The organism is Mucilaginibacter gossypii, assembly GCF_900100945.1.
Classification (GTDB): Bacteria; Bacteroidota; Bacteroidia; order Sphingobacteriales; family Sphingobacteriaceae; genus Mucilaginibacter; species Mucilaginibacter gossypii.
In genome coordinates, this window is sequence record NZ_FNCG01000008.1 from 182,224 (window position 1) to 207,479 (window position 25,256).

At 42.1% G+C, this 25,256-nt stretch carries 24 protein-coding genes; 22 read left to right on the plus strand and 2 right to left on the minus strand.

Going from position 1 to position 25,256, the window contains the following annotated elements:
• Positions 1–31 precede the first annotated feature (31 nt).
• From traK to BLS28_RS16570, 21 genes are all read left to right on the plus strand, one after another.
• Positions 32–646, plus strand: a complete 615-nt coding sequence (traK, locus tag BLS28_RS16470) for a conjugative transposon protein TraK (RefSeq protein ID WP_091169547.1) — start codon at positions 32–34, stop codon at positions 644–646.
• Positions 624–1,037, plus strand: a complete 414-nt coding sequence (locus BLS28_RS16475; protein WP_091169549.1) for a hypothetical protein — start codon at positions 624–626, stop codon at positions 1,035–1,037. Before traK ends, BLS28_RS16475 begins: the two co-directional genes overlap by 23 nt.
• 6 nt (positions 1,038–1,043) lie before the next feature.
• The gene (gene traM / locus BLS28_RS16480) at positions 1,044–2,231 is read left to right on the plus strand and encodes a conjugative transposon protein TraM (protein WP_091169552.1); all 1,188 of its coding nucleotides are present in this window, start codon (positions 1,044–1,046) and stop codon (positions 2,229–2,231) included.
• Positions 2,232–2,264: 33 nt separating this feature from the next.
• Complete coding sequence (locus tag BLS28_RS16485; protein ID WP_091169556.1) at positions 2,265–3,059, plus strand: DUF4138 domain-containing protein; 795 nt, start codon at positions 2,265–2,267, stop codon at positions 3,057–3,059.
• A 17-nt stretch (positions 3,060–3,076) separates the two neighbouring features.
• Entirely contained in the window at positions 3,077–3,292 is a 216-nt protein-coding gene (locus tag BLS28_RS16490; RefSeq protein WP_091169562.1) for a hypothetical protein, read from the plus strand.
• A 25-nt stretch (positions 3,293–3,317) separates the two neighbouring features.
• On the plus strand, positions 3,318–8,750 hold the full coding sequence (locus BLS28_RS16495; RefSeq protein ID WP_256337456.1) for a helicase-like domain-containing protein: 5,433 nt from the start codon (positions 3,318–3,320) through the stop codon (positions 8,748–8,750).
• 12 nt (positions 8,751–8,762) lie between these two features.
• Positions 8,763–9,425 (plus strand): hypothetical protein, encoded by a 663-nt coding sequence (locus tag BLS28_RS16500; protein WP_091169567.1) that lies wholly within the window; start codon positions 8,763–8,765, stop codon positions 9,423–9,425.
• A gap of 71 nt (positions 9,426–9,496) precedes the next feature.
• Positions 9,497–11,497 (plus strand): type IV secretion system DNA-binding domain-containing protein, encoded by a 2,001-nt coding sequence (locus BLS28_RS16505; RefSeq protein WP_091169571.1) that lies wholly within the window; start codon positions 9,497–9,499, stop codon positions 11,495–11,497.
• Positions 11,494–11,913, plus strand: a complete 420-nt coding sequence (locus tag BLS28_RS16510; protein WP_091169576.1) for a hypothetical protein — start codon at positions 11,494–11,496, stop codon at positions 11,911–11,913. The genes BLS28_RS16505 and BLS28_RS16510 overlap by 4 nt, the downstream gene beginning before the upstream one ends.
• Positions 11,914–11,936: 23 nt before the next feature.
• On the plus strand, positions 11,937–12,341 hold the full coding sequence (locus tag BLS28_RS16515) for a hypothetical protein (protein ID WP_091169579.1): 405 nt from the start codon (positions 11,937–11,939) through the stop codon (positions 12,339–12,341).
• A 20-nt stretch (positions 12,342–12,361) separates the two neighbouring features.
• Positions 12,362–12,769, plus strand: coding sequence for a hypothetical protein (locus BLS28_RS16520; RefSeq protein WP_091169582.1), 408 nt, complete (start codon positions 12,362–12,364; stop codon positions 12,767–12,769).
• Entirely contained in the window at positions 12,766–13,233 is a 468-nt protein-coding gene (locus tag BLS28_RS16525) for a M23 family metallopeptidase (RefSeq protein ID WP_091169585.1), read from the plus strand. The genes BLS28_RS16520 and BLS28_RS16525 overlap by 4 nt, the downstream gene beginning before the upstream one ends.
• Positions 13,187–14,365, plus strand: a complete 1,179-nt coding sequence (locus BLS28_RS16530) for a zincin-like metallopeptidase domain-containing protein (RefSeq protein WP_091169589.1) — start codon at positions 13,187–13,189, stop codon at positions 14,363–14,365. The genes BLS28_RS16525 and BLS28_RS16530 overlap by 47 nt, the downstream gene beginning before the upstream one ends.
• A gap of 1 nt (position 14,366) precedes the next feature.
• On the plus strand, positions 14,367–15,143 hold the full coding sequence (locus BLS28_RS16535) for a DUF4099 domain-containing protein (protein WP_091169592.1): 777 nt from the start codon (positions 14,367–14,369) through the stop codon (positions 15,141–15,143).
• Positions 15,143–15,739, plus strand: a complete 597-nt coding sequence (locus BLS28_RS16540; RefSeq protein ID WP_091169595.1) for a hypothetical protein — start codon at positions 15,143–15,145, stop codon at positions 15,737–15,739. The genes BLS28_RS16535 and BLS28_RS16540 overlap by 1 nt, the downstream gene beginning before the upstream one ends.
• The gene (locus tag BLS28_RS16545; protein ID WP_091169598.1) at positions 15,723–16,181 is read left to right on the plus strand and encodes a PH domain-containing protein; all 459 of its coding nucleotides are present in this window, start codon (positions 15,723–15,725) and stop codon (positions 16,179–16,181) included. Before BLS28_RS16540 ends, BLS28_RS16545 begins: the two co-directional genes overlap by 17 nt.
• Before the next feature lie 56 nt (positions 16,182–16,237).
• On the plus strand, positions 16,238–16,543 hold the full coding sequence (locus tag BLS28_RS16550) for a hypothetical protein (RefSeq protein WP_091169600.1): 306 nt from the start codon (positions 16,238–16,240) through the stop codon (positions 16,541–16,543).
• Between the two features lie 174 nt (positions 16,544–16,717).
• Positions 16,718–17,122, plus strand: coding sequence for a hypothetical protein (locus tag BLS28_RS16555; RefSeq protein ID WP_143020795.1), 405 nt, complete (start codon positions 16,718–16,720; stop codon positions 17,120–17,122).
• 63 nt (positions 17,123–17,185) lie between these two features.
• Complete coding sequence (locus BLS28_RS16560; protein WP_091169605.1) at positions 17,186–17,515, plus strand: hypothetical protein; 330 nt, start codon at positions 17,186–17,188, stop codon at positions 17,513–17,515.
• Positions 17,516–17,624: 109 nt separating this feature from the next.
• Positions 17,625–18,605, plus strand: coding sequence for a hypothetical protein (locus BLS28_RS16565; protein ID WP_091169608.1), 981 nt, complete (start codon positions 17,625–17,627; stop codon positions 18,603–18,605).
• A gap of 139 nt (positions 18,606–18,744) precedes the next feature.
• The gene (locus tag BLS28_RS16570; RefSeq protein WP_091169612.1) at positions 18,745–18,996 is read left to right on the plus strand and encodes a helix-turn-helix domain-containing protein; all 252 of its coding nucleotides are present in this window, start codon (positions 18,745–18,747) and stop codon (positions 18,994–18,996) included.
• 140 nt (positions 18,997–19,136) lie between these two features.
• Here BLS28_RS16570 and BLS28_RS16575 read toward each other — a convergent pair whose 3' ends face one another.
• Complete coding sequence (locus tag BLS28_RS16575) at positions 19,137–20,402, minus strand: tyrosine-type recombinase/integrase (RefSeq protein ID WP_091169615.1); 1,266 nt, start codon at positions 20,400–20,402, stop codon at positions 19,137–19,139.
• A gap of 406 nt (positions 20,403–20,808) precedes the next feature.
• Positions 20,809–23,808 (minus strand): DEAD/DEAH box helicase, encoded by a 3,000-nt coding sequence (locus BLS28_RS16580; protein WP_256337457.1) that lies wholly within the window; start codon positions 23,806–23,808, stop codon positions 20,809–20,811.
• 182 nt (positions 23,809–23,990) lie between these two features.
• Between BLS28_RS16580 and BLS28_RS16585 the strand changes: the two genes are divergently transcribed.
• Positions 23,991–25,154: an ATP-binding protein gene (locus tag BLS28_RS16585; RefSeq protein ID WP_091169617.1), complete on the plus strand. Its 1,164-nt coding sequence runs from the start codon at positions 23,991–23,993 to the stop codon at positions 25,152–25,154.
• Positions 25,155–25,256: the final 102 nt, after the last annotated feature.

Genomic DNA, 25,256 nt, shown 5'->3' on the forward strand with positions numbered 1-25,256 from the left:
GGGTCGGCCTTTTTTATTTAACAACCATATTATGATTATAAAAAATATTGAGGCCAAGGTCAGGCTGGCGACATTCATTGCGTTTGGCAGCCTGCTTACCTCGCTGATCATTGTAGGCATGAATTGCCTATATGCGTTCAAGTTGGTATCGAATGCCCAAAAAAGCATCTACATCTTAGATAATAATATCCCCATACTGGCGCGGCAAACTGATGTGCAAATGAACAGGCCCGCCGAGTACCGTGCGGACGTAGACTTGTTTCATTCCCTGTTTTTTTCCTTGACCCCTGATGATAATTACATGGAATACCAGATGAAAAAAGCCATGTACCTGGTGGATGAATCCGGAATGCAGCAATACAATAATTTGAAGGAAAATGGTTTTTTTAACTCAATCCTTTCATCAAGTTCTGTATTAACGCTGCAAACAGATTCTATTACAGTGGATATGCCAAAGCACTATTTCCGCTTTTATGGTAAACTAAAGATCGACCGGCGCAGCTCTACCGTTGTCCGTTCCCTCATTACAGAAGGCTACCTGAAAGATATCCCGCGAAGCGATAATAATCCGCATGGTGTGCTCATCACCAATTGGAAAACACTTGAAAATAAAGACCTGCAAGATGTGGAGAAAAATAATTTCTAACCGCGATCCCAGGGATACGCTGTATAGTGAAATAAGCAAAGAATTCGGCGACTATTTTTCAATTGCCGCTAATGCCGGTAAACGCCTTTTTAGTACTTACCCCAAGTTCTTTTTTGGCTGCATGGTTTTTTTAATGACGCTATCCTTTGTGCTATCATTCACCGTTTTTCGCCATCCTGAAAAAGCCAAAATACAGGAAGTGAAGAAAGTTAACCCTGTTGAGGATGGCTTTAGCCAGATCATGCAGGCCACCGGGAATATAAGGGAAACTCTGCACCTCAAAAAATTAGTGGATAGCCTGGCAACAAAAAAACACTTGTCAGCCGGGGATAGCACCTTATTGGATAGCGCCCTCGACCGCCTTTCTAAAATTCATCAAACACTAAAGTAAAATGCCATGAAAATTAATTTTAAGCAGCCCAAATATATGCTGCCTGTCATCCTATTACCCTTTTTGTGCCTGTTCTTTTATGCCTGGCACAGCGGTTTTTCCAAACCGAAACAAGCCGTCAAAGAAAATGTGGGGTTGAACGGCACCGTAGGCGAAGTTTCGTCAGACGTACGAAAGAAACAACTTGCCGATAAACTTGACGCATATAGAAATACTTACAAAGAAGCTGATGGGATAACCGCAGTAAATGTGATCCCAAGGGAAAATTCCAGTAACCCCGCCTATAATAATGACTATTCGGACCAGCAAAAGAAAAAGCTGGATTCTATTCAGCAGGCCATGAAGTTGAAATTTGCTTCGGGTTCTGCTTCTGAACATCCAAACAGATCATCCCAGGCCCGAGAGGTTGCCCAGGCCGTTACTGAAATGAACCGCAGACAGGCTAACCAGCACAACGCCACTGTGAATACCCCTAAGGAAAAAGATCCGATGGATATTTTCAAAGAACAAATGGCCGTCATGGACAGCATCAACAAGCAGAATGACCCGGCCTACAAAGACGAGATGAAGAAGAAGCTGGCAGCTGACAAAGCTGCTAAGCTAAAGGAAAGCCAAATTAAACTGACCGTTGAAAAGGCTGATGCGGTATCAGGTGATTTTAATACCATCCTGCCGGAAAAACAAACTGCATTTATCAGTGCGGTTATTGATGAAAATATTACCGGATACGCGGGCTCCCGCCTACGCCTGAAATTACTGGAAGATATAAAAGCAGGCGCAAGCTTGATTAAAAAGGGTACTTATCTATACGCGCAGATCAGTGGTTTTTCTGAGCAACGGGTTACCCTGTCCATAACCTCCATTTTATACGATGGAAAGATATTGCCTGTCAAACTGGAAGTCTATGATATGGACGGCCTGCCCGGTCTTTATGTTCCCTCATCTGCCTTCCGTGACTTTACCAAAGACCTGGGCGGCAGCTCCGTTCAGGGGGTGACCGTTGACGGCAGTTCGGGAAACAGCCAATTTATTATGGGCTCGCTTAGTAAAATGTTTCAATCTACTTCGTCTGCCATTGCCGACCTCATCCGCAAAAACAAGGCAAAGCTCAAATACAACTCCTATCTCTATTTAATCGACACCGATGCATTACAAAACGCTCAAAAACGCGAAAGCACGCTTGAGTCCCGCTGAATACAATTTACAACACGAAAAATCCTATTTAATATGAAAAAGCTATTATTCTTCCTTTTGGTGCTATGCGCCCCGTCCGTTTATGCACAGGATAAACTACCTGTAGTGTATCTGCCTGAAAATTTAACCATTCATTTTATATCCCCGGAACCTATTCAATACGTGGATATTTCCACAAAAGATTTAGTCGGTGACTTGCCTTTAAAAAATGTCCTTCGCTTAAAATTGCGTGATTCCCTTAAATCCTTTACAGGTTCAGTAATCACCGTTGCTGGCGAAAAATTCATCGCACAATACCGCTTGCTGCCTGGCTATCCGGGGGTGCCAACAGAAATAAATATTGTTCCGCCGGATATGCGCCCGCTTGATATTTCCGGGATCGGTCTTTCGCAAAATCAGTTAAAGAGTTTAGCGCTAAGCCTGGTTGCCAAAAGCCCGGATAAACGGATGGAAAAGGTTAAGGCCTTCGGGATTAAAGGGCAGTTAAACCATGTGTACACCGTTGGGGATTACATTTTTCTTGATATTTCCTATCAAAATAAGACCAACCTGAAATATGATATTGCTGATTTCAGGTTTAAGGTGGATGATGAAAAAGTAACCAAAGCAGCAAACAATCAATCGGTAGAGATCAAGCCCGAGTTTGTACTGTTCAGCCCGCCTACTTTTTCAAAAAATTACCGGAACATATTTGTCTTTAAAAAAATGTCGTTCCCCGGCAATAAAGTACTTCATGCAGAACTTAGCGAAAAGCAGCTTTCGGGCCGCATCATTACTTTAACCATTTCCTACCAGGATATCCTCGATGCGGATACACTGCCCAATTAATTCATTACTCTTTATTTATGACTGATTCCATAGCCTACGACTATGTAAAGCTTGTGTTGGAAGAAGAATTTTTTGGGAGCTATCTGCGCTTCTCCAACCACGGGATACTACACTACGAGCTTACTAATATCCTCGAATTATGTGCGCCCCTGATCAGGGGCCTCGACGAGGACGACCGCTTTTTAAGATATGAAGTGATCGGAACCATAGCAGATTATTTACAGGAGGTTTAATATGGCATTTAATCCGGGAAGGAAGATGGCGGATAATATCGCAGCCATCCGAATTGCGCTGGACTTTACAGGCCAGCAGCTATCTGAAACAGAATTGGAAACACTAAAAAATTATGCCGGTTTTGGCGGACTCAAAGCCGTATTGTTTCCTCCCGGCGACATAGAAGTTTGGCCTAAGTTAGGTGCTTCAAAGGCTGATCTAAAGCTTTATCCGCAGGTGATGGAACTACATGACCTGCTACAAGAGAAACTTACGGCCAAAGAATACAAGGCGGCAGTAGACACTTTAAAAAGCAGTTCCCAAACCGCTTACTACACACCTGATTTTATTCCAAGGGTAATTTATGCTGCTTTAACGGAAAGCAACATTTTACCAAAGCGTTTTTACGAGCCAAGCGCAGGGGCAGGGATTTTTATCGAGGAAGCCATAAAGGCATTCGGGGATATTCAACAAATAACCGCCATAGAAAAAGACATTCTAACCGGAAAGATCCTGACCGCTATATGCGCTGTCCATGAGGTACCGGTAGATGTTCAAATTAAAAAACTGGAAGAAACGGCGGCAACTGAAAAGGCAGCTTCGGATATAGTTATCAGCAATATTCCCTTTGGTAAAATTGCTGTTTATGACCCGGCTTACAACAAAAGCGGGATTTGTGCGAAGGTGCATACTTACTTCTTTGCCAAAGGATTGGACAAAATTAAAGACGGCGGTATTTTAGCTTATATCGTAACGGATGCCTTCCTGAATAGTCCCTCCAACCAGGCCGCTCGCAAATATCTATTTACTTCAGCCGACCTGTTAACAGTTGCCGTTTTGCCGGCCAATCTCATGAAGGAAAATGCCAATGTTGAAGTTGGTATGCATTTGATCCTGGTTCAAAAAAATGATACCAAGGAAACCCTGTCTGAAGCCGAAAGCCAGCTGATCGACACGATTGAAAAGGAAAATGCCTTTGGAAAATATTACTTAAATGCCTGGTTAGCCGATAAAAACGAAGTGGTTTATGCCGATGAAATCATTGAGGGAACTAATGCAAGAGGTAAGGCATCAAGAGTGGCCTGGCAGAACGGGGACATGCAGGAAATTGTCCCCTTACTCAAAGAACAACTAATTTCCGGATTTTCTAATTTTGATTATGCCAAATGGGAAGCCATTTCATTTGACCAAAAGGAATCCAAATTAAAGCAGTTTACATTTTTACCAGTACCCGAACAGCAAAAGAAGGAGGATGGTGCTGGAATTGGATTTGGTCAGTTAGGGTTATTTGACGCGCCGCCCCATTCAGAAAATAAAGCTTTAGCCTACCTTGATGATCTTGACCTCCAATTTGTAGATGCCGGGTCGGCGCGATTGATCAGCACCATCCGCACGACAAATAAGCCGATGCATGACAGCATTGTATTGCTTACCGCCCGTGCCAAAGCCAACAACCGCTATATCTATAAGCTTTACAGCAATCTTTCTGAGATTTCCTTTCCCGGTAAATGGTTATCCGGCATAAACCTCGGTCATGAACTGGATAACCTCTCTGTAAAGCTGAAACAGTTTGGTCACGATTACCGCTATGAGGGTGACACCTCCTTAGAACCTGCTTTTAAATTATTACCTGACCGGCCAAAGGCTTTTACTGACTTGAAGCCATTTTACCTCAAAGACACACTGGTCATTTTTAATGGCAAGCTTGGGCTTATCGCTGAGCCTAAAAACTTTGAGGCGAAATTTGAACCTTTAGATCCGCAACCCGAACTACCATTTTACGAGGATTACCTGGTACTGCGGGATATCTACCTGGAGCTTTCCGGCAACGAGAACGAGCATGAGATCGGCTTTCCAGAACTGCGGGCTTCACTGAATTTTTATTACGAAGCCTTTGTTGCAAAATACGGGGAGCTGAACAACAATATTAACCGCAACCGCATTTTAAACGATGCAGCCCTAGGCTTTAAAATTCTTTCCTCGCTCGAAATTAGGGACCAGGATAAGTTTATCCGGTCGGATATATTTTATGGACCGCTTTTTCAGCAAAAACAAATGCTGAAAACGGATGACCCCGCCGAAGCGCTGGCGCGATGCCTCAACGACCTCGGCCGTGTTGATCTTTCTATCATTTCACAGATCACCGGCTTAACCGAGGATGAGATCATCATTCAACTGGATAAGCAGATCCTGTTAAACCCTCAGACGCTGCATTGGGAAACAACCGACAATTACTTATCGGGCAATGTGGTCGAAAAGCTAAAAATGGCTGAGAAGGAAGCGGAGGATGAACCGGAAAACCTGCAACTCGCGCGAAGCCTGGCCGCAATCAGACGTGTCCAACCAGAGAAAATCCCATTTGAAATATTGGATTTTAATTTGGGTGAACGGTGGGTACCAGTCGAATACTACCAACGGTTTGCCACCGATCTCTTTAAGCTGGATACCAAAGTTGATTTTTTTGGTTCGATAGATACCTACAAAGTCAGTTACGCGAAAAAAGGCAATACCATAACCAACGAGGAATTTTCGGTAACGCCAAAAGAAAGTAATAAGATAACAGGGCGAACATTACTCGAATATGCGCTGCTCAATACCAGTCCTCACTTTACCTATCCTGTTGAGCAATATGGCAAGGTCGTCAGGGTGCCGGATACCGAAGCTATTCAGAATGCGCACCGGAAGATCGACAACATCCGCACACGTTACCTGCTATGGTTGCTGGAATTGCCGAATGAAGACAAGCAGCATTTAGAGAAAATATACAACGATACTTTTAATTGCTATACGCTTCGCGAATACGATGGTAGCCACCTGACCTTTCCGGGGCTTGATCTTACTGCACTCAAAATCCCGTCTTTATTCAGCTCCCAACGGAATGCGGCCTGGCGGGTTATCCAAAACAATGGCGGGCTCATTGACCATGAAGTCGGTTTAGGGAAAACCTTAACGATGATCATTGCCGCTATGGAAATGAAGCGGCTCGGTATCGTCCATAAGCCCCTGATACTGGCCTTAAAAGCAAATGTGCAGCAGATCACAGATACTTTCAGGCTGGCTTATCCGAAAGCAAAACTGCTGGCACCTGGCGAAAATGATTTTGAACCTGCAAAGCGTAAACGGATCTTTCACGAGATAAAAAACAATAACTGGGACTGCATTATCTTAACACACGATCAGTTTGGCAAAATCCCACAGGCACCGGAAATCCAAAGGCAGATTCTTGAAATTGAACTGGACAATACCGAGCTTGATCTGCTCGCAATTCAAAACTCCGGCGATGAAATAACCCGCGAGATGATTAAAGGGTTAGAGATTCGCAAAGATAATCTTGAAGCGAAGCTTAAAGGCGTAATCGATGCAATTGAGCAACGAAAGGACACCGGGATCAACTTCCGGGAAATGAATATCGATCACCTTTTCATAGATGAGTCCCATAAATTCAAAAACCTAACGTTCACCACCCGGCACACACGGGTGGCAGGGTTGGGCAATATCGCGGGTAGCCAGAAAGCGCTTAACATGCTTTTTGCCATCCGCACGTTGCAGGATCGGTACGATTCCGACTTGTGTGCCACCTTTCTTTCCGGTACACCCATCTCCAACAGCCTGACAGAAATGTATTTGATCTTCAAATACCTTCGGCCAAGGGAATTGGAAAGACAGTCAATCTCCAATTTTGATGCCTGGGCAGCAGTTTATACAAAAAAGACAGTCGATTTTGAATTTTCTGTAACCAATGAGATCAGGGCCAAAGAGCGGTTCCGTGATTTTATTAAGGTGCCCGAACTGGCGATGTTTTATAACCAGATCACCGATTACAAAACGGCCAAACACATCAATCTTGATAAGCCGGAAATTGATGAGGTGCTGGTGAATATCAAACCGACACCTGACCAGCAGGAATTCATCAAAAGGCTGATGAAGTTCGCCAAAACGGGGGATGCCACTTTAATTGGAAGGAGACCGCTTACAAAGGACGAAGACAAAGGCAGAATGCTGATCGCTACCAACTACGCCAAGAAAATGGCGGTGGATATGCGCCTCATCGATCCTGAAAAATTTGGCGACCATCCGGGTAACAAGGTAAATGTTTGTGCCCGTAACGTAGCGGAGATCTACCATGAAAGTACGACGCATAAAGGCACACAGATCATTTTCAGCGACATTGGTACACCTAAAGTCGGCGAATTTAATGTTTATGATGCCTTACGGGATAAGCTGGTAACCGACTTCGATGTCCCGGCAAACCAGATCACCTTTATTCATAATTGGTCAACAGATAAACAGCGCAAAGAGCTGTTTAAAAAGATGAATGCCGGTGAGATCAGGATTCTGATTGGCAGTACCGAAAAAGCAGGAACAGGGTTAAATGTACAAGAACGGATAGTTGCGATGCACCACCTGGATGTCCCATGGAAGCCGTCTGAGCTGGAACAGCGTGATGGCCGTGGCGCGAGGCAGGGCAACTGGCTCGCCAAAATGTTCTATGGTAATAAGGTCAGGAACTTTATCTACGCGGTGGAGCAATCATTGGATAATTATAAGTTCAACTTATTAAAGAACAAACAGATCTTCATTAGCCAGATGAAAAACAATACGCTGGCGGTGCGTACTTTGGATGAAGGGGCAATCGATGAGCAAAGCGGAATGAATTTTTCCGAATACATCGCCATCTTATCAGGCGACAACTCACTGTTGGAAAAGACCCGTATCGAAAAAAAAGTTGCTGAACTTGAAGGTTATAAAGCCGCTCATTTTAAAGAAGTAGCCCGCAGCCGTTATTTATTGGAAGATTTGGAAAAGAAAAGCAGGGACACCCAATCAACGCTGGATATGGTGCGTATCGATGAATCGGCTTACAAGCAAGTGCTGAAATATGACGGCGATGGAGCCAAACTCAACCTTTTACACCTAAAAGAAATGCCTCAGGCGGATACGGTTGCCATCGGACAAAAGTTCATAGATCTTTATACCAATTGGGCCCCGGATGATTTTAATAAACCGGAACTTCTATTAGGTGAGTTATATGGCTTTAATCTCTTTATCCGAAGGAAGCTACAAACGGTTGACGGCATGTTTTCCAGCAGGATAGAGTTTGTAACCTCGCTTTATGCGGAGAGCCAGGCTACTGGAATCAAATACATGCAGAATGGCGGTGCGCCGAATATTGACAACCCCAAGCTGGCTGCCAGGTACTTTTTAAATGCAATTGACCGCGTGATCGGTATGGCCGAACGGTACGAAAGAGAGTTGACCGATATAAATAAGCAGATTCCGGAAATCCACGAACTTACACAAAGGTCATTTGATCAGGAGTATGATCTGGCCTCCTTAAAAAAAGAGCTGGCAAAACTGGAATTAGAGATCAGCCAGAAAATTGCTGAAAGCGAAAAGCAGGCACAGGGTGAAGAACTGTTTAATGAAGAAGGCAAGGAAGTGGATTTAGTTGCCGCTCCTGTCATGAACAGGCGCTAAAATTAAAATAACATGAAAAAAGTAAAAAGCTATAACGGCCCTTTTCCAATTATTGAATTGGAAGGTACACAGTTTTATGTTAATGGTTACCTAAATGAACTCGTACAGGTTGACAGCCCCGATAATCGTATTGAAATGTTTGATATGATGCACCTGGAAGATCATGTTGAACTTTGGTATGACCCAGAAACAAAAAATGTTTATGACGGACTGCATAACGGAGCAATTCCCAGCCATGTTAAATTATTTTGGTTTTATCCCTTTAGCGCCATGGACCCACTTGGTACTAACGCCCGGTTAGATGAGAGCGACCCAGGTTGGCGGAAGAGTTTTCCAACTGACCTGCCGGTAGTCAATATTTCAGGCAAGGATTTTTTTGTTGATGAAAGGTGTAAAGCATTTCGCGATATTGAAAACTGCTGGAACATGATCAGCTTTGCGGATGTAATAAAACATAATGGCAAAACAGGCATCTATATCGACACAAAGGTCGTTCAGGTGCCGTTCCCACATGAATTTGACTCTTATCACCCGCCCGATGTGTTGCCGGAACATATCGTTTTTGCCGAAGTGCCCGATGGTCAACATTTAGCTTTTTTACTGCACGAATACAATAACCAGAAGCAACAACAGAAAGACAACGATCAAAATGACAAGCGGCGAATAAGGCGCTGAACTCATTTTTCTTAATCTACAAGCTACCCGCAAAAAGCCGGTGGCTTTTTTCATTTTTAAACGTCGTTTTTATGGAGGAAACCAGGGAACAGCAAAAGCTCCATGGGTTTTTGCAGTGCGCAATCTATTTATCAATTCTATTAGAAGCCGCAATTTTTATCTACCACGATGCCCCTTTCTGGGGCATTTTTTTTAGTCCACTGGATAAGATCAGCCACATCTTTATTTACTCGAAACTGGTCTACAGTAAGTTGGCCACGTTTGGCTTGATCTGCTTGGTCAGTATTGGTACGCTGGCAAAAAAGAAAACAGACCTCGACCCGAAAAAACACATCATGTATCCGCTTACGCTCGGTCTGTTTTTATTCTTCGGCAGTATCGTTTATCAGGGTCGCGCCTCCCCGGTGGCCTTCGCCTATACCACCTGGTTTGATCTGCTTTATATGGTTTGCTCCTTTATCGGTGCGCTGATGGTAAGCCTGTCCATGGACAATATTTCCAAGTTCATCAAATCCGGTTTAGGCAAAGATAAATGGAATACGGAGGCCGAAAGCTTCATGCAGCCGGTCAAACGGGTAGAAACACCTTATTCAGTAAACATCCCGATGCTTTTCTATTATAAGGGCAAGGTAAGGCACGGCTGGATAAACATTTGCAATGTTTTCAGGGCAACGATGGTAATTGGCACCCCTGGTTCGGGTAAGAGTTTTTCAATCGTAAACCCATTCATCCGGCAACTTATAGCCAAGGAGTTCGCGGTCTGCCTGTATGATTTCAAGTTTCCTGATCTCGGCCATATAGCTTACTACCACTACCTGCTGGCGAAGCAAAACGGAAAATTAAAAGGCTATGCATTTCATGTAATTAACCTTAATGATATTGAAAAAAGCCGCCGTATTAATCCTTGGCGAGCCGATTATATCCGCTCACTGGCAGATGCCGCAGAAACAGCCGAGGCTCTCGTTGAGGCGCTTAAAAAAGGGGACCGTTCCGGCGGAAGTGACCAGTTCTTTACGCAATCTGCCATTAACTTTTTAGCATCCTGCGTTTATTTTATGAGTAAATACAAAGACGGCAAATACTCCAGCTTTCCGCATGTGCTGGCCTTGTTAAACCGTTCTTACGAGGAGATATTCAATGCGTTAACCTCCGAACCGGAACTCCGGTCGTTGCTGTCGCCCTTTATGACGGCATATAATGCCAAAGCATTTGACCAGTTAGAGGGACAGATCGGCACACTGAAAATATTTATCAGCCGTTTGGCGACAAAAGAAACGTTTTGGGTTTTTTCCGGCAATGATTTCGATCTGAAAATATCCGGCAAAGAAAATCCGGGCATGTTGGTACTGGCCAATGACCCGAATACCCAAAATATCAATTCGGCCTGCTATTCTATTATCATAAACCGCCTGACAAAGCTGATCAATACCAAGGGCAATCTACCTTCTGCATTGATCGTAGATGAGGTGCCTACTTTATTCATTCACCGCATCGAAAATCTCATTGCAACTGCCAGGTCAAATAAGGTGGCGGTACTCATGGGGTTACAGGAATTGCCGCAATTTAATCAGCAATACGGAAAAGATACTGCTGCAACTATTACTTCCGTGGTGGGAACTGTACTTTCTGGCTCTGTCCGCAATAAAGAAACCTTAGAGTGGCTGGAAAGACTTTTCGGAAAGTCCAAACAGATTGGCGAAGGCCTTTCCATCGACCGTAATAAAACCTCAACCTCCCTGAATGAAAAGCTTGAGGTGCTGATACCGGCAGGCAAAATTGCCTCCCTGAACTCAGGTGAAATGGTTGGCGTTATTGCCGCAGATGCACAGGAAAAGTTTACAGGACAGTTCGAAACCTCGGCGGTAAACTGCCGCATAAACCTCAACATGGAGGAGATAAAACGGGAAGAAAAGTCCTATAAGTCCTTACCCACCTTTTATGATTTTGGCGGTAGCCAGGATGAAAAACTCCGTCAGAACTTTAACCACATCAGCCAGGAAATACAAGAAATAGTCCTTGCATTTAAGCCGCCTGCTACACCTGTACCTATTAAAGCCTCGATGAAGAAATGAATGATAATAATAGTGAAATACAACTCCCGGATTATGTCCTGGTTAACTCCCTGCTAACCGATGATCCTATTTACAGGCAGGGAGAGATTGGCGTCATTACAGCTGCCATCCTAAATACAGACGAGTTCTTTGTCGGGTTTGACGATAGTCAGGTAGGATTATACAGCGCAGATGCACTCCTAATGCTGAAGCAGCCGGAAAGTATTTATGAGTACATGCACGAAAATGCATTGAAGCTCTCCGTTGACGATTTTAAGAACCTCAAAAATATCGCCCTTTTACTCGACAACGGGACACCACAGGAGCACCGGAAGGCGATGGAGATCGCCCGAAAGAATTTGGGAGTACAGCCAGCAGCATTAGTATCACTTGAAGAGAGCCTCGGACTTAATCAAAGTTATAAACGGGGCAGATAAGCAAAACATTCAAAACAATTATCATGAAAGAGGAAGATACCATCGGTTTAATGGTCATGGTTAGCCCGGTCCTTTGGACTTCTGACCACGTTGGCAAAATTGGCACAATCGAATTTACAGACTTTACAGAAGATAAAATCTGGGTAAGATTTGAGGATGAGGAAGTGGATTGCTTCAGTTCTAAGACCTTGTTTATTCTAAGAGCCAGTGACGAACTTATAGCATTGGCCGAAACTTACCAGGCTGTGCAATGGCCGCCCGTATCTCAAAACCTCCAAACCCTTGCCCTGCTACAAGCATCCGGATCTGCCAAACAACTGAAGGACGCATTTGAACTGTTACAGGACGACCCCGAACTCCATCGCGTAGCTACGATTCGGTTGAATGAGGCTATCGACTTCGCCCCAAGGCGAAAAATAGGCAGGTAAAATCTTAAACATTAAATATTATGAACAATGAAAATTTACACGGAACACTTGTATTGGTGCAGCCGGACTTTGAAAATGACCCCGTTACAAAAAAGGGGATGGTTGGTATCCTGACCTATGCCAGGTCGGAAACCGAAAATTATGTGCGCTTTCCGGAACTTGGTGAGGCTTTTTATCCCGCAGGGCGAGTATTGATGCTCAAAGATAAACAGCAGGTTGTGGACGACCTAACTCATAACGGCTCCAATATGCCGCTGGACGATTTTAAGGCCATGTATAAGATCATGCTCCTACAGGACAGGGGGACATCACAGGCCTTGTATTCAGCGCTTGCCATCGCTAATGACCATCCGGGTGTACAGGAACACGTATTGGAATCCATCAATCCAAGCCCAAAACAGGAATTGGCTAAAACTTACAGCCGATGAAGACGCTGATCAGCATTTGCCTGGTCTGCCTCCCCCTCAAACACCTGAAAATAAATTCTGATTACGGTTATCGTATTCACCCGCTTACCGGCAGATATGCCATGCACACAGGTGTTGACTTTAAGGCTTGCCACGACACGGTGTATGCCATTCTTGATGGCATAGTGAAACAGGCCGGTTACGATAATGGCCTTGGAATTAACATTCGCCTTAAACATGGTAACGTTGAATCGGTTTACGGCCATCTGAGCAGGATTTTAGTAGGCCCGCAGGATAGCGTAACATCAGGCGAACCCATCGGCATAACCGGTTCAACAGGGCATGTGACCGGCGAACATCTTCACTTCAGTATCTGCTACAAGCACAAATACATCAATCCAATTAAATTTTTATATGAACTGCTAATTAAAAACGAACATGAACGACAAAAATTTCAAAGCACTTCCCATCCAGCTTTCAGATAAGCTGATCGGGGAAATTAAAGAGGGTAACTCCTTATTCCAAAAACCGGTGAAAGAAAACGGCATGCCCGCTTTTGTTACCCCAATCAATCCCACAACAGGTAAAGGCTACAGCGCCATGAATGCGCTGATCTTAGGGATGAAACGTCATGACGATCCGCGCTGGATGTCCGCCGAGGCTGCCAGTTACGCTGGTACCTATGTGAAAAAGGACGAAAAGGGTACCCTCATTGAGTTTCCAAAAACCAAGGATATACAGGCAATCCGTACCGCTGAAGGTGAACGCATTAAGGATGGTGCAGGTGTAACTCAAACAAAGACAGTTACCTATGATAAGCCGCAACAGGCTAAATCTTTCCTTTTTAACGGAGAGCAATTAAAGGATATGGAACCCCTTGAGGAGTATCTGCAAAAACAAAATGAAAGCCAAACTTTGTCGCCCATCGAACGGGCCGAAAAGCTGATCTCTGACAGTAAGGCTGTGATTATCCATGGCGGTAACGAAGCCTATTATGATAAGCAAAGAGACGCCATTTTTCTTCCGGAAATGGAACAGTTTGAAAATGAAACCAAATACTATCAGGCAGCCATTCACCAGCTCGCACACTGGACCGGCCATGAAAGCCGCCTTGATCGTCCAATGGGCGGTAAGTTCGGTTCCCTCGAATACTCCCATGAGGAAATGCGTGCGGCTATAGCTGGTATCCTAATCGGTGGGGAAATAAAGCTTGGGCACAACTTCGGCCAGCAGGCTTCTTATATGAACAACTTCGCCAGGATTCTGAAAGATCAGCCTTTTGAAATTGCCAAGGCTTCAAGGGATGCTCAAAAGATCACTGCACTGCTATTAGGTATCAATAAAAAGCTGGAACAAAAACAAGGTGCGGAGAATAATTTAGGTTTTAAAAAAGGTGATGAAATCGCCTATATGGATAACTCCTATAAAGTTCTTGAAACTTACAAAACAAAAAACATCAAGGTGGAGGATGCCTCCGGCACCCGCAAAATTGTAAAACCGACAGACGGCCTTTATTCATCCCTGCTCGAAGCGAAAAACAACCCGAGAGAGCAGGAAATGGCGATGGAGGAAGAACAAGGGCAATCACAGGAACAATCATACAAAGTAGGCAGATAAAATGAACCTGATTAACTTTCACGAAGAAGATCTCCCGATCAAGGATCTGGAGACAATCGGGCTGGCCGCAGGCGGTCAGCTTTTATTTAATGTGGATGACCTGAAAGCATTGCTTTCAGGTCGCCGCACTGGTTTGCTGGAGTTGCATGACCTGGAAGCTGAAAACATCAAGATCAAATCCATCAATGCGAAAATCTCGCTACAACCAAATGATCAGGGTAAGATCGATTTGTTGATCCATCCGATTTACCGCAAAGCGCTAACCCCGGATTTTTTGGATGATAACGAGGCGCAAAAGTTGCAAAAGGGCGAAGTGGCCAGCCTGCTGAAAACAACAGTGGACAATCACGGCAATAAAAAGGAGATGCTGATCGAATACGATGCCGAAACAAAGGAATACATTGTATCTGATACCGAAAAGATCCTGGCACCGGATATGGTTAACAACGAGTTCCTGACCCCTGCTCAAAAAGAAAATTACCGCAAAGGAAAAGAAGTCGAAATTGCAGACGGCACCAGGTTCAATTATTCAGGTGTGGACCATCATGGTATCCGTTCCAATAAGATCGCTCTGGTCGCATCCATTCTGATTGATGGCGGCCTTTCCTACATGGTTTACAAGGGATTGAATGCTTTATTTAATAAGAAACACGATCAGAAAGCAGCTGAAAAGCTCAGCCCCGGCTACCACAATGCAATAAAGGACATAGAAAACCAGCGGCCGTTTGTGCCGAACCAGGTTAACCGTTCCTATACCCGTGGTGGCAGTTCACGCTGATGAATGCCCTGTTAACAAGGCTTGGAGTTCCTCCGGAAATCCAGGCCTTTTTTAATACTTCCGCCGAGCTGTCATTTAATTATGGCGATACCGAAGAACATTATGGCGATGGAATCCATAAAGTTCCCAGCACTCAAAACCTTTGGGTAGCAGGTAATGAAACCGCATCTAATGTGATCATTACCTATTCGGCAATGGAAGCGATTGCCTTTATCACCATTAACCGCCAGCGGTATCCCAAACTGGAGCAGCTTGCTTTTATTGCCATTGGTAATAAGTTGCAGCCTGAACAGGTAAACTGGATCATGCAAAACTTTCACAAGCGCAGGTTTACGCTCGTATTCGGCAAAGACCTGATCGGTCATATCACCGATATTAAATTGGCAGCCGGCCTAAAAAATATTCCTATCCGGGTATTTCATGCCAATCATACGGTTATGATTTATCGCTATGATGAGGTACGGTTTTTTGAAGATGAACGGCTTAGCCTGCATGCTTTTCAGCAGGCATTCGGACTTCGCGGCCGCATTTGTACCCGTAAGTCCATTAAAACATTAACTTTTTTAGATCAATTGAAACATGACGCACTCCGATGACATTGTAATAAGACCAGCATTCATTTTTGCATTTTTGAAAGCCCTGCCGCTGACTTTATTAGCGCTTACCTTTCTTTTATTGGCGTGGTGGCTATCACCTTATTTTATTTTATTCAGCCTTGTTGTATGCATTGCCGCCTGGTACCGCCTCCTGTATATTCGCAGTTATCAATACCTGATCACCGCCGAATATATCCGCTTTACCCGTGGTATATTCTTCAAGCGGGTAGACCAGTTGGAAATGTTCAGGATAAAGGATTACATCATTACACAATCTTTTATACTACAGATATTAAAGCTGATGGACCTTACTTTGAAGAGTACAGACCCCGAGAATTCTGTAATCCAACTTCCTGGAATACCAGAATCAACCATAACGGATACCATTCGCGACAGGGTGCAGCAGGCCCGCCACAATAACAGTATTTATGAATTAAATTGAAAAAATACTTGGATGTTACTAACTAAATTAGTAATTTTAAATTAACAATTTATACCATGAAAGCCATCGTACGAAACGTTTTATTGGCCTGCCTGATTTCCACATTTGCATTTTTCGGTGCAGTTGGTCGCAGACAGCACGTAAAGAAGATCGGCAACACGGTTGTTGTTGTAAAGCCTACTACTACCCAAAATGCCGAATCACGCAAGGAAACGTTAACCTGTCTAAGTGTTGCGTTCCTGGCATGGGTGCTTTGCTTCTGGCGCTGCGGGGTGATCAACCGACGGCTGAATGCTGAACGGGAATATCAGCAGCGGTTTAATGAATATATGCGCAATAGCGCATTTCACCGGGAGTCCTAAATATTTAATATTATTTTATAACTTGCGAATTCAAATGCGGGCAACCTGCCCGCTATTGTGATAAGGTTTAGGTTGAAGGTCCCTGCGGCGAGCGTTAGGGGCTTTCTGTTTTTACAGCCTTTCTTATCACCCTTTCCGACATTTACCCCGCCGCGCAATATTTAAAAAACAGACATGATGACAACTGAAAAAACATTGTTGATCATTGGTTCGGCTCCTTTCACCATCGATACAGAACAGCGGGAATTACGCCGGTTTAACCGGCCCGAACAAAAAATTCCGTTTGATCACCTCAAAAATGATGGCCCTTTCTATTCATACCGGTATACAGGCAAAACCATCGGCGTATACGAACGGATCGACCTGGACAATATCCAGGATGTGACAATAGACCTGATCATACCCTCGCTTATCATCGAGAGCAACGGCTTGATAACCGCAGTACTTAAGGACGATCTGAACCGCATGAGCCAGAAAGAAGGATGGGGATTTTTCCTCGGTGATGAAACCCTGGCGATGCGGCTGTCCGGTAAATTACCGCATATCGACCTTGCTGGTACCGACTTTACGATAGACTGACGTCTAAAGGAACTCCGTGAAACAGAGTTGCCCTGGAAGCACATCAGTTTGCAGGACTTGGAAATGTCCGATAGCGGTGAAGAATACCTTTGTTTTTACAATACCGAAACCCACGAATTATTTGAACCTGACGAAAACCTCCTGGAGCTACCGGAAAAAGTGGTCGTGCTTGAAATTCCTTGTGAAGCAAGGCTCGATCCCGTTGCTGTCGCAAGGGAATATGGCCTAGGAGTAACTGATTTGTTAAATGACCACCCATTTCAAATGAACCTGAAGGCAAAGGTAACCCCGCTTTCAGAAACGGGATTGCCGGAATACATTCAGAACAACAAAAGGCTTGCTGCCGGAAATTCTTTGTACAATGAAAACCAATCGCATAAACGCGGACGGTAGGAACGGCGTCTGATACACCTCTTTCCGAATCACTTCCAACTACAGATCCCCCCGTTGCTTAGCGCAATTATTAACTCACCTAATGCTAATTACTATAATCCAACTTTTCATGAAAAATTCAAGTTTACTGAATAAAGATTTGGCCGTACCAGAGGATCAATTTGTCAGGTCCATAACCAATGACTTTACCGGCAATGGTTTCGTTGATCACCTGGAATGGGCTATGCTCACGATACAGCAGAATTTTAAACAAATGTTTTTGGAGCGGCATCTGCCGCCAATCACACGCAGTCATTTTGATAGGGCTTATCTGATGGCTGGGGGAGCCGATTCCCTGAATGATACCGTAAGGTTCTTTACTCCCTTCACAGATCTTCAGGCAACGCCGGAGATCTTTCCTGATTTGAACATAAAGGTAATGACCTTAAATGACTCGATACAATTGAACAAAGTCAAGCAAATTGATCTGAGAACTAAAAATATCTTAAAATCTAAACTTCAATATGCTTACGAAATGTCTACGGCATTTTATAATAAAGACACCGAAGCATTTTATGGTTTCCGGGAAGGATATGAGATGAACAAAGGATTTTTTAACCTGGAAAAAAAGCTTGAAAATCTTGATAAGCTGAATTTTACAGAGTTGCCCAACCCGATCTCATTGCATCCCAATTACATGATCCCGAAAAATGCAATAACGCTATTGCCAAAAAGCCAGGTACAGGATGTAATGAAGATCATCGCGATGTCCTACCAGGTGGCCTTTTCGATGTATTATGAGTGGTGCATTTATATCAAGGAATATGATAACATAGGCCTCATTTTACCCATCGAACCGGCCATACTTTCGGAAATATATAAAACATCCTTAATGAAGTTCGACAGCAGAAGGCAGATGGTCCATTTTGTTAAGGAACACTACCGCAGAAAAGCTGCAAGCCCGAATGAAGATTACTCGGTCTTTGTCAACCGCTACCTAAGGGGAGAACACAGGTTCGATTGCCGGGGATTTTACGCAGAGGTCATACCACCCAAATATGACTTGTTACGAGCCAAAACCCGTAAAAAATTTGCTGACGGACTGAAATAACCCGAATCATCATACCGTAACAATCATTCCCAAAACTCCTTATTTGGATGGAATTCCCACTCCTTCCTTAAACGCATTCCATATGCGGAGGTGTCTGGCATTATGCTAAACGCCTTTTTTTATTTCTAACTGAAATACTATGGAACTACAAGTATTGACTGCGGACGATTTAGAAAAATTCCGCAAGCAGTTATTGACTGATATTGAGAATTTATTAAATGTAAAGTATCCGAAAAAGTGGCTTAAAACCAACGAAGTTATGGAGTTACTTGGAATCTCGGAGGTGACCCTGCAAACTTTACGTAATAAAGGTCTGATACCATTTAGGAAATTAGGCGGCACGGTTTATTTCAACGCTGAAGAACTTGATGAATATATCAGTAAGTTATAGCGGTTACCTTACCGTTAAGTCATAAAGAAGCGCAGTTAGTAAACTTCGCTTCTTTATGACTGTCATTTTTTTTAATTAAGTAACATTCCCTTGACTTTCCTGGAGTCGAACCAGTAACCTTAATAGCAAAACTTCAAATACTATCCCACCATTTTTAATGCGGCATTAATCGCTTCGGTGATTATACTATCCTCAATATCCGCCAAATAAATACGGGTGTCTGCCTGTGTTTCATGCCCCATTGCCTCCTGTATAATTTTAATATCCACATTCGCTTCGTTCAGATGGCTTGCAAATCCATGCCGTAACGCATTGGAGGTAAACTGTTTTTTCCAGCCCACCGCTTCTGCCATTGCCTTTGAATCTTCGTTAAAATCCTTTAATGCAGAGTCGATGCGAACATCAATCTTTTTCGCAGTATCATGTTCCTGCATGATAAATGGGAATATATAACCTGCATCGGACTGCTCTGGAAAATCCTCAAAAATCTTAATAATTTTAACTGCCATCGGATGTAACTCGAAATCATAATTCCTTTTGTTTTTTGACCGCTTATAAACAATTCCGTTATTGACAAAGTCCTCCCTTTTAAGTTTAAGCATGTCATTGAAGTTCATACCCCGCGCATAATACATAAACTGCATTAACAAGTGCGACCGATAGATCCGGGTGTCTTTCGCGGGTTTGAGCTTAAGGATTCTTTCCCAGTAATTAGATTTGATTGAGCGCTTCTTCGTTCTGATCCGTTTGTAGGCTTTAAACTGTATATGTTTTTTGGGATGATGATCTTTTGTACACAAACCATCAGCTATCGCCATATTCCAAATGCGATAATAGGTGCGTAAGTAATGGCTCTTAGTAGACTCGCTGCATCCCGAAATTTGCCTTTCATAAGCTTCGTGATCTGATTTAGTGAAGGCCAAAAACATTTTGTCCTTGTCCCTAAGCAACTTCTTAACAGTAAGCTTGTTGTTATAAAAAACATTAGCATATCCCGGATTATCTACAGCATCATAATGATCAATGACTGACTGGATATAGGCTAAAATTTTATTAGGTTTTTCAGGAGCCGCTGATAGCTTTACCTGATTACTAAGGATTGCCTTGATTTCAGTGTGCGTAATTGTGCGGCCAGCCTTTTCAGCGGTTTTTATTTCATATTCGATATCCTCCACGATTTTTTTAATCCTGGCTGACAATTCCAAATATTTAGGATGTGTTATTAGGGGAGCGCCGTTCTTTTCGTCCCAGTTTTCAATAGAACTACTAAACGCAGTGGTAATATATTTGGGTGCCCGATTCTGCGTCATTCTGATACGCACCTCGTGTTCGCCTATTACATAGTTTTTATCTGTCTCAATTATTTCCCTGTAGGTCCAAATAATTGGTTTTAAAAGAATGTCCACAACATAATTTCTTCAGTGTAAGTTGCATGCAAAAATGGATGCGACAGCCTTATCTTTTACCTCTGTGATAAAACTGTGATAAAACAAAAGTAGGTAAAAATCATTTAAAATCCCAAATAAATTAGCAAATAAATTTACATATAATATTGATTTACAGATATTTGTAGTAATTTTAAATTATTTTATGTTTGTAAATTTCCGTATGGCATGCAAGAGGTCATCGGTTCGACTCCGATATTCTCCACTTGAATGCCTAAATAATTGATTTTCAATTATTTAGGCATTTTTTCATGGCTCCCTGATGGCGGACTTCTTTTTTACAATATTTTAAACCGCTGGAAGTAAGTAGTTTAATTACTGCTGTTTAAAATAATTTATTCTCCACAAGGAATGTTTTGGAAATGAATTAGAACAGTTTTTCTTCCAATAAATCTTTCCAAATAATAAGCCCTTTTGAGTCTTTTGAATAGTCATGTACGATACGGCTAAAATGTTCGGGATTTGTTTCAAGATATTGCTGCCGCCCCTTTGTTCGTATCTGTCCAAGCAGCCCATCTATCTTCTTGATACTTCGTTCAAGTTCATAAACAGACTTTTCTATATGCCATATATAGGTCGCTTCTTCGGTGTCTAATGTTTCCCAAACCAAATGATATTGATTATTACCGGAAAGTAAAAATACAAAGGAGAAAGGTTCTAATACAAAACGGAGCTTCAGTATCGTTCGTTCGTGTTTTTGAGAAAGGTAACGGAGGTGTCGGTGATGTTTATATTGCTTAAGAGCCAGTATGTTTTCCAAAAGGTCATCTTCGTTGGTGTAAAGCAATTGCTCACCGCCCCCCTGTAATTGACCTCCCTGTAATTGACCCGAATCCAATAAATTTTCTTCGCTTGCCGGGATGCTCTTGATGATTTCTTTATTCAAGAACCGGAACTTGACACTTTCAATAACCTCGCGGTTTAATTTATCAAGATCATTAGAAGAGGCCGATTTAAATACCAACCTGTTATATTGAAAAGTAGCCCGGATATTAACTAATGCTGTTGTGCTTTTAAGAAACCGGATAAAGTATGGTTTAAGTACGGTAAACTCCGGTCTAACATTCAGGTTTTCAATCTCAAACTCGACCTCCTTGCCATGAAATTCAGCAATGGGATATTTGAAAGCAATGCTGCCAAATCTGAACTCTAATTGTTCAATTGGCACCTCAATCTTCTCATTGATTTGATCACTTACTATTTCACTTTCATCTATAGGAGTTGTTAAACCATTTTGATCAAGCTTCTTATAATACAGGTTTCTTTTTTGAAATAGCCTTTCCAGGTAGCTGATCTTATGGTCACGATAATCGTAAATAACAGGCGATACTTCTGATCGTTGCACCCTGCCAATATATTGAATGAGTTTACCCTCAAAAGCAAATGGATAAACTAAGAATAAACATTCTATGTTTTGAATATCAGTTCCTTCGCCAAAATACTGGCCTGTTGTGATCAATACCTGGAAATCGCCTTTATTTATAGCTAACCATTTGGATTTTTTACTTAAGTCGGAATCCTCACCACTCAACGCAATGGTGTCGTAATGTTGTTTTAAATATTGTTGTAGGGAGGTAATATGCTCTTTCCGCTCTGTGATGATAACAGCTTTCTTACCAGCATTTAGCTGTGAAACTACATCATTTAAAATGAGTTGATTCCGTGTTGAATCATGGATCAAAATCTTAAAAAGTGTTTCGAACTTATCTGTTTTGGTATTAAACGGCACAAACAGGTCAGTATCTTTGAGGATGATCTGCGTACCCGTTTGATTTTGTACCTCCGGCGCTTTAACTTCATGGATTATCTCACCCAAGTGGATAAATATCAATTTGCCATCGTTGTATTTTCTGAATGGTGTAGCTGTAAGCCCATACATATAATAACTATTCAGTTTCCCAATAACCCGCTGATAGGTTTCCGCCGGTATATGGTGGCATTCATCAATGATAATGGTACCAAAAGCATTCATTAGTTCCATAGCCTCTGTTGATTCCAATGCTTTTTCCATACTTTGGACCATGGCAACAGTAATATGCTTACCAGGCCTTTTTTTTCCCTGACCGATGCGACCAATATTTTCCTTAGGGATACCCAGGAAAGATTCTATTCGTTCTATCCACTGATCGGCCAACTGCTTACGGTGAACTAAAATGAGTGCCGGTTGCTGTTTATCTTTTATGATAGCTAAACTTAAAACCGTTTTACCAGAGCCGGGTGGAGCAACTATAACTCCAAAATCCTTTTTAGAAACCGCTTGCTGCGCGGGTAATTGATACTCCCGTAGTGTTATTGAGCCTTTGAAATTAACAGGTTCTGCTTTTTTCCTTTGATCTTGAAGAACATACTCAATTTGTTGCTCTTTACAGAAACGCAACAACCTTCCAATAAAACCTCTTGGAACTGAAATCGATTCTGACGTTTCGTTAACCAATTTAAAATAACGCTTTACACCGAATGTGTTTTTGTTGATGTTCTTTTTTACCTGATACTCATTGTTGGCAAAGTTTAGCTCTTCTTTTAGAAAAGCAACAAGTGAGGCAGGTAAACCTATACGGCTGATATGAATTTCGTTACGCAACACAATTGCCAACTTTCCTGTAATGGGTTGTTCGTTTCGAAATAGTCCTGTAGAAATTTCATCTTGATTTGTTTGCTCTTTATAAATATAATTGAGTTGGCTTGTAGTGATCCTATTGATTGTTTTTAAAAAAGCCCATTGGTCATCAAATGACTGTAAGGTTTCGGGATCAATGAAACAGCTATTGCCATTACTCAAACTCGTTTTATTTAAAGGCAAAGCAATAAGGTTGCCTAATCCTTTTTTTGAATGATAATCCTGGTTGGGGAAAAGCCGGTCGAAGCTTGAGTTTTTATCGAATACAGAAATTAAACCTGCTTTCTGCAACAACGTCATCATTATCTTTCTGCTTCTGAATGCTTCATAAGGCGCTTCAAAAAACATCCAAACGTGACCGCCTTTGCCGGAACGTGAGCGTTCTAAGTAAGCTGGTATATCATATTCCTCACAAATTTTAATAAATGTTCTGCATTCTTCAATCCAATTCGCCTCGTCAAAATCTGCCGCAATGAACCAGGAAGTGTTATCTTGTAACAATGGGTACAAGCCGATAACCTGTTCGCCTTTAAGGTGTTTTATTAAATGGTCATCTGTTAACGATTGATATGTTTTATCAGTAAAGGTTTGAAAAGTACCGCCTTTCATTTGATGCAACCTATATCGGTGGGGATCAAAATTGTAAGCTGGCATATAGCTGCTTTTACCACCTTTTTCCCATCTTAATGCAAATACATCTTCCCTGCCTTTGAATAGGGACTTGTATAAATTTAATCGGTCATCTTTCATTTAGCTTTCTCCAAATTTATGAAACTAATTAATACCCATTATTTTCAGATAGTAAATCGGATTACATACAAAAGTATGATGCGTTACTTTATTCATGCAAATCGTAAGTAATCCTTATGTATTTTGTAATTTTAACCCATGTAAATTGTAAGTAATTCTTACCTTTACTTAGATTTATAGCTATGAGCAAATTTATTCAAAGACAAATTTCGCCTATTATAAAGGCTCAAAAAAACAAATTTCCGGTATTGGCTGTTACCGGACCAAGACAATCAGGTAAGACTACTTTGTTGAAAGAGTTGTTCAGTGATTACCGCTATGTAAGTCTTGAAAACCCCAATACCCGCTCGTTTGCTTTGGATGACCCGATTGGTTTTCTAAATCAGTATGACCAGAAAGTTATCCTTGACGAGGTGCAACGGGTGCCGGAACTGTTTTCTTATATACAAGGCAGGGTTGACGAATCTAAAATGATGGGGCAATATATCTTATCAGGTTCTCAAAATTTCCATCTGTTAAATAATATTACACAAACTCTGGCAGGCCGGGTTGCTTTATTCAAATTACTGCCGTTAGATTTTACGGAGTTAAAACGAACAGGTTTATTAGAAAATTCATACACGCAGGCAAGCATCAAAGGATTTTATCCGGCCATATTTGACAGGGATATTGATCCGGCTATTTTTTATGCTAATTATATTCAGACATACATTGAAAAAGATGTGACAGAATTAATGAACATAAGGGACCTTAAGCTATTTCGTACCTTCTTAGGTTTGTGTGCTGGTCGTGCGGGGCAATTACTGAATTTTAGTGCCTTGGCTAATGAGTGCGATATTTCACATAACACCGCCAAAGCCTGGCTGTCTATACTTGAAAGTAGCTACATTGTATTTCTTTTGCAGCCTTACCATCAAAACTTTAATAAGCGGTTGATTAAAAGTCCTAAATTATATTTTTATGATACTGGCCTTTTAAATCACTTATTGGGAACAAGAACTACCGAAGAACTGGAAGAAAATAGATTGAAAGGGCACATATTTGAAAACATGATCCTGGCGGAATATCAAAAACAGAACCACCATTTATACCTGCATCAGGATTATTATTTTTGGCAGGATAGTAATGCTCATGAGGTTGATCTGCTAATGAAAGAGGGTCAAAAATTTTCCATTTTTGAGATAAAGGCAACACAAACTATAAGTACCGCTTTGTTTAAGGAAATGGATCGGTTTGAAGAAATTGCAGCTCCTGCAAAGGTAAATAAGACGCTGATTTATGGTGGACCTGAAAATGAAAAGAGAACAAAGTATCACGTCATAAGTTGGCAAAATATTTCCGGTTAATAGGTCATTTTTTCATAAAAAAACACACTCAAAAACGGTGAAAAATTGAAAATAATTCTTAATCTGGTGAAAGACTTTTTTTGAACGATCTTCAAAAACCGC

Coding starts and splice junctions, on each gene's coding strand:
- traK (WP_091169547.1), top strand. CDS start 32: ATGATTATAAAAAATATTGAGGCCAAGGTCAGGCTGGCGACATTCATT.
- BLS28_RS16475 (WP_091169549.1), top strand. CDS start 624: ATGTGGAGAAAAATAATTTCTAACCGCGATCCCAGGGATACGCTGTAT.
- traM (WP_091169552.1), top strand. CDS start 1,044: ATGAAAATTAATTTTAAGCAGCCCAAATATATGCTGCCTGTCATCCTA.
- BLS28_RS16485 (WP_091169556.1), top strand. CDS start 2,265: ATGAAAAAGCTATTATTCTTCCTTTTGGTGCTATGCGCCCCGTCCGTT.
- BLS28_RS16490 (WP_091169562.1), top strand. CDS start 3,077: ATGACTGATTCCATAGCCTACGACTATGTAAAGCTTGTGTTGGAAGAA.
- BLS28_RS16495 (WP_256337456.1), top strand. CDS start 3,318: ATGGCGGATAATATCGCAGCCATCCGAATTGCGCTGGACTTTACAGGC.
- BLS28_RS16500 (WP_091169567.1), top strand. CDS start 8,763: ATGAAAAAAGTAAAAAGCTATAACGGCCCTTTTCCAATTATTGAATTG.
- BLS28_RS16505 (WP_091169571.1), top strand. CDS start 9,497: ATGGAGGAAACCAGGGAACAGCAAAAGCTCCATGGGTTTTTGCAGTGC.
- BLS28_RS16510 (WP_091169576.1), top strand. CDS start 11,494: ATGAATGATAATAATAGTGAAATACAACTCCCGGATTATGTCCTGGTT.
- BLS28_RS16515 (WP_091169579.1), top strand. CDS start 11,937: ATGAAAGAGGAAGATACCATCGGTTTAATGGTCATGGTTAGCCCGGTC.
- BLS28_RS16520 (WP_091169582.1), top strand. CDS start 12,362: ATGAACAATGAAAATTTACACGGAACACTTGTATTGGTGCAGCCGGAC.
- BLS28_RS16525 (WP_091169585.1), top strand. CDS start 12,766: ATGAAGACGCTGATCAGCATTTGCCTGGTCTGCCTCCCCCTCAAACAC.
- BLS28_RS16530 (WP_091169589.1), top strand. CDS start 13,187: ATGAACGACAAAAATTTCAAAGCACTTCCCATCCAGCTTTCAGATAAG.
- BLS28_RS16535 (WP_091169592.1), top strand. CDS start 14,367: ATGAACCTGATTAACTTTCACGAAGAAGATCTCCCGATCAAGGATCTG.
- BLS28_RS16540 (WP_091169595.1), top strand. CDS start 15,143: ATGAATGCCCTGTTAACAAGGCTTGGAGTTCCTCCGGAAATCCAGGCC.
- BLS28_RS16545 (WP_091169598.1), top strand. CDS start 15,723: ATGACGCACTCCGATGACATTGTAATAAGACCAGCATTCATTTTTGCA.
- BLS28_RS16550 (WP_091169600.1), top strand. CDS start 16,238: ATGAAAGCCATCGTACGAAACGTTTTATTGGCCTGCCTGATTTCCACA.
- BLS28_RS16555 (WP_143020795.1), top strand. CDS start 16,718: ATGATGACAACTGAAAAAACATTGTTGATCATTGGTTCGGCTCCTTTC.
- BLS28_RS16560 (WP_091169605.1), top strand. CDS start 17,186: ATGTCCGATAGCGGTGAAGAATACCTTTGTTTTTACAATACCGAAACC.
- BLS28_RS16565 (WP_091169608.1), top strand. CDS start 17,625: ATGAAAAATTCAAGTTTACTGAATAAAGATTTGGCCGTACCAGAGGAT.
- BLS28_RS16570 (WP_091169612.1), top strand. CDS start 18,745: ATGGAACTACAAGTATTGACTGCGGACGATTTAGAAAAATTCCGCAAG.
- BLS28_RS16580 (WP_256337457.1), bottom strand. CDS start 23,808: ATGAAAGATGACCGATTAAATTTATACAAGTCCCTATTCAAAGGCAGG.
- BLS28_RS16585 (WP_091169617.1), top strand. CDS start 23,991: ATGAGCAAATTTATTCAAAGACAAATTTCGCCTATTATAAAGGCTCAA.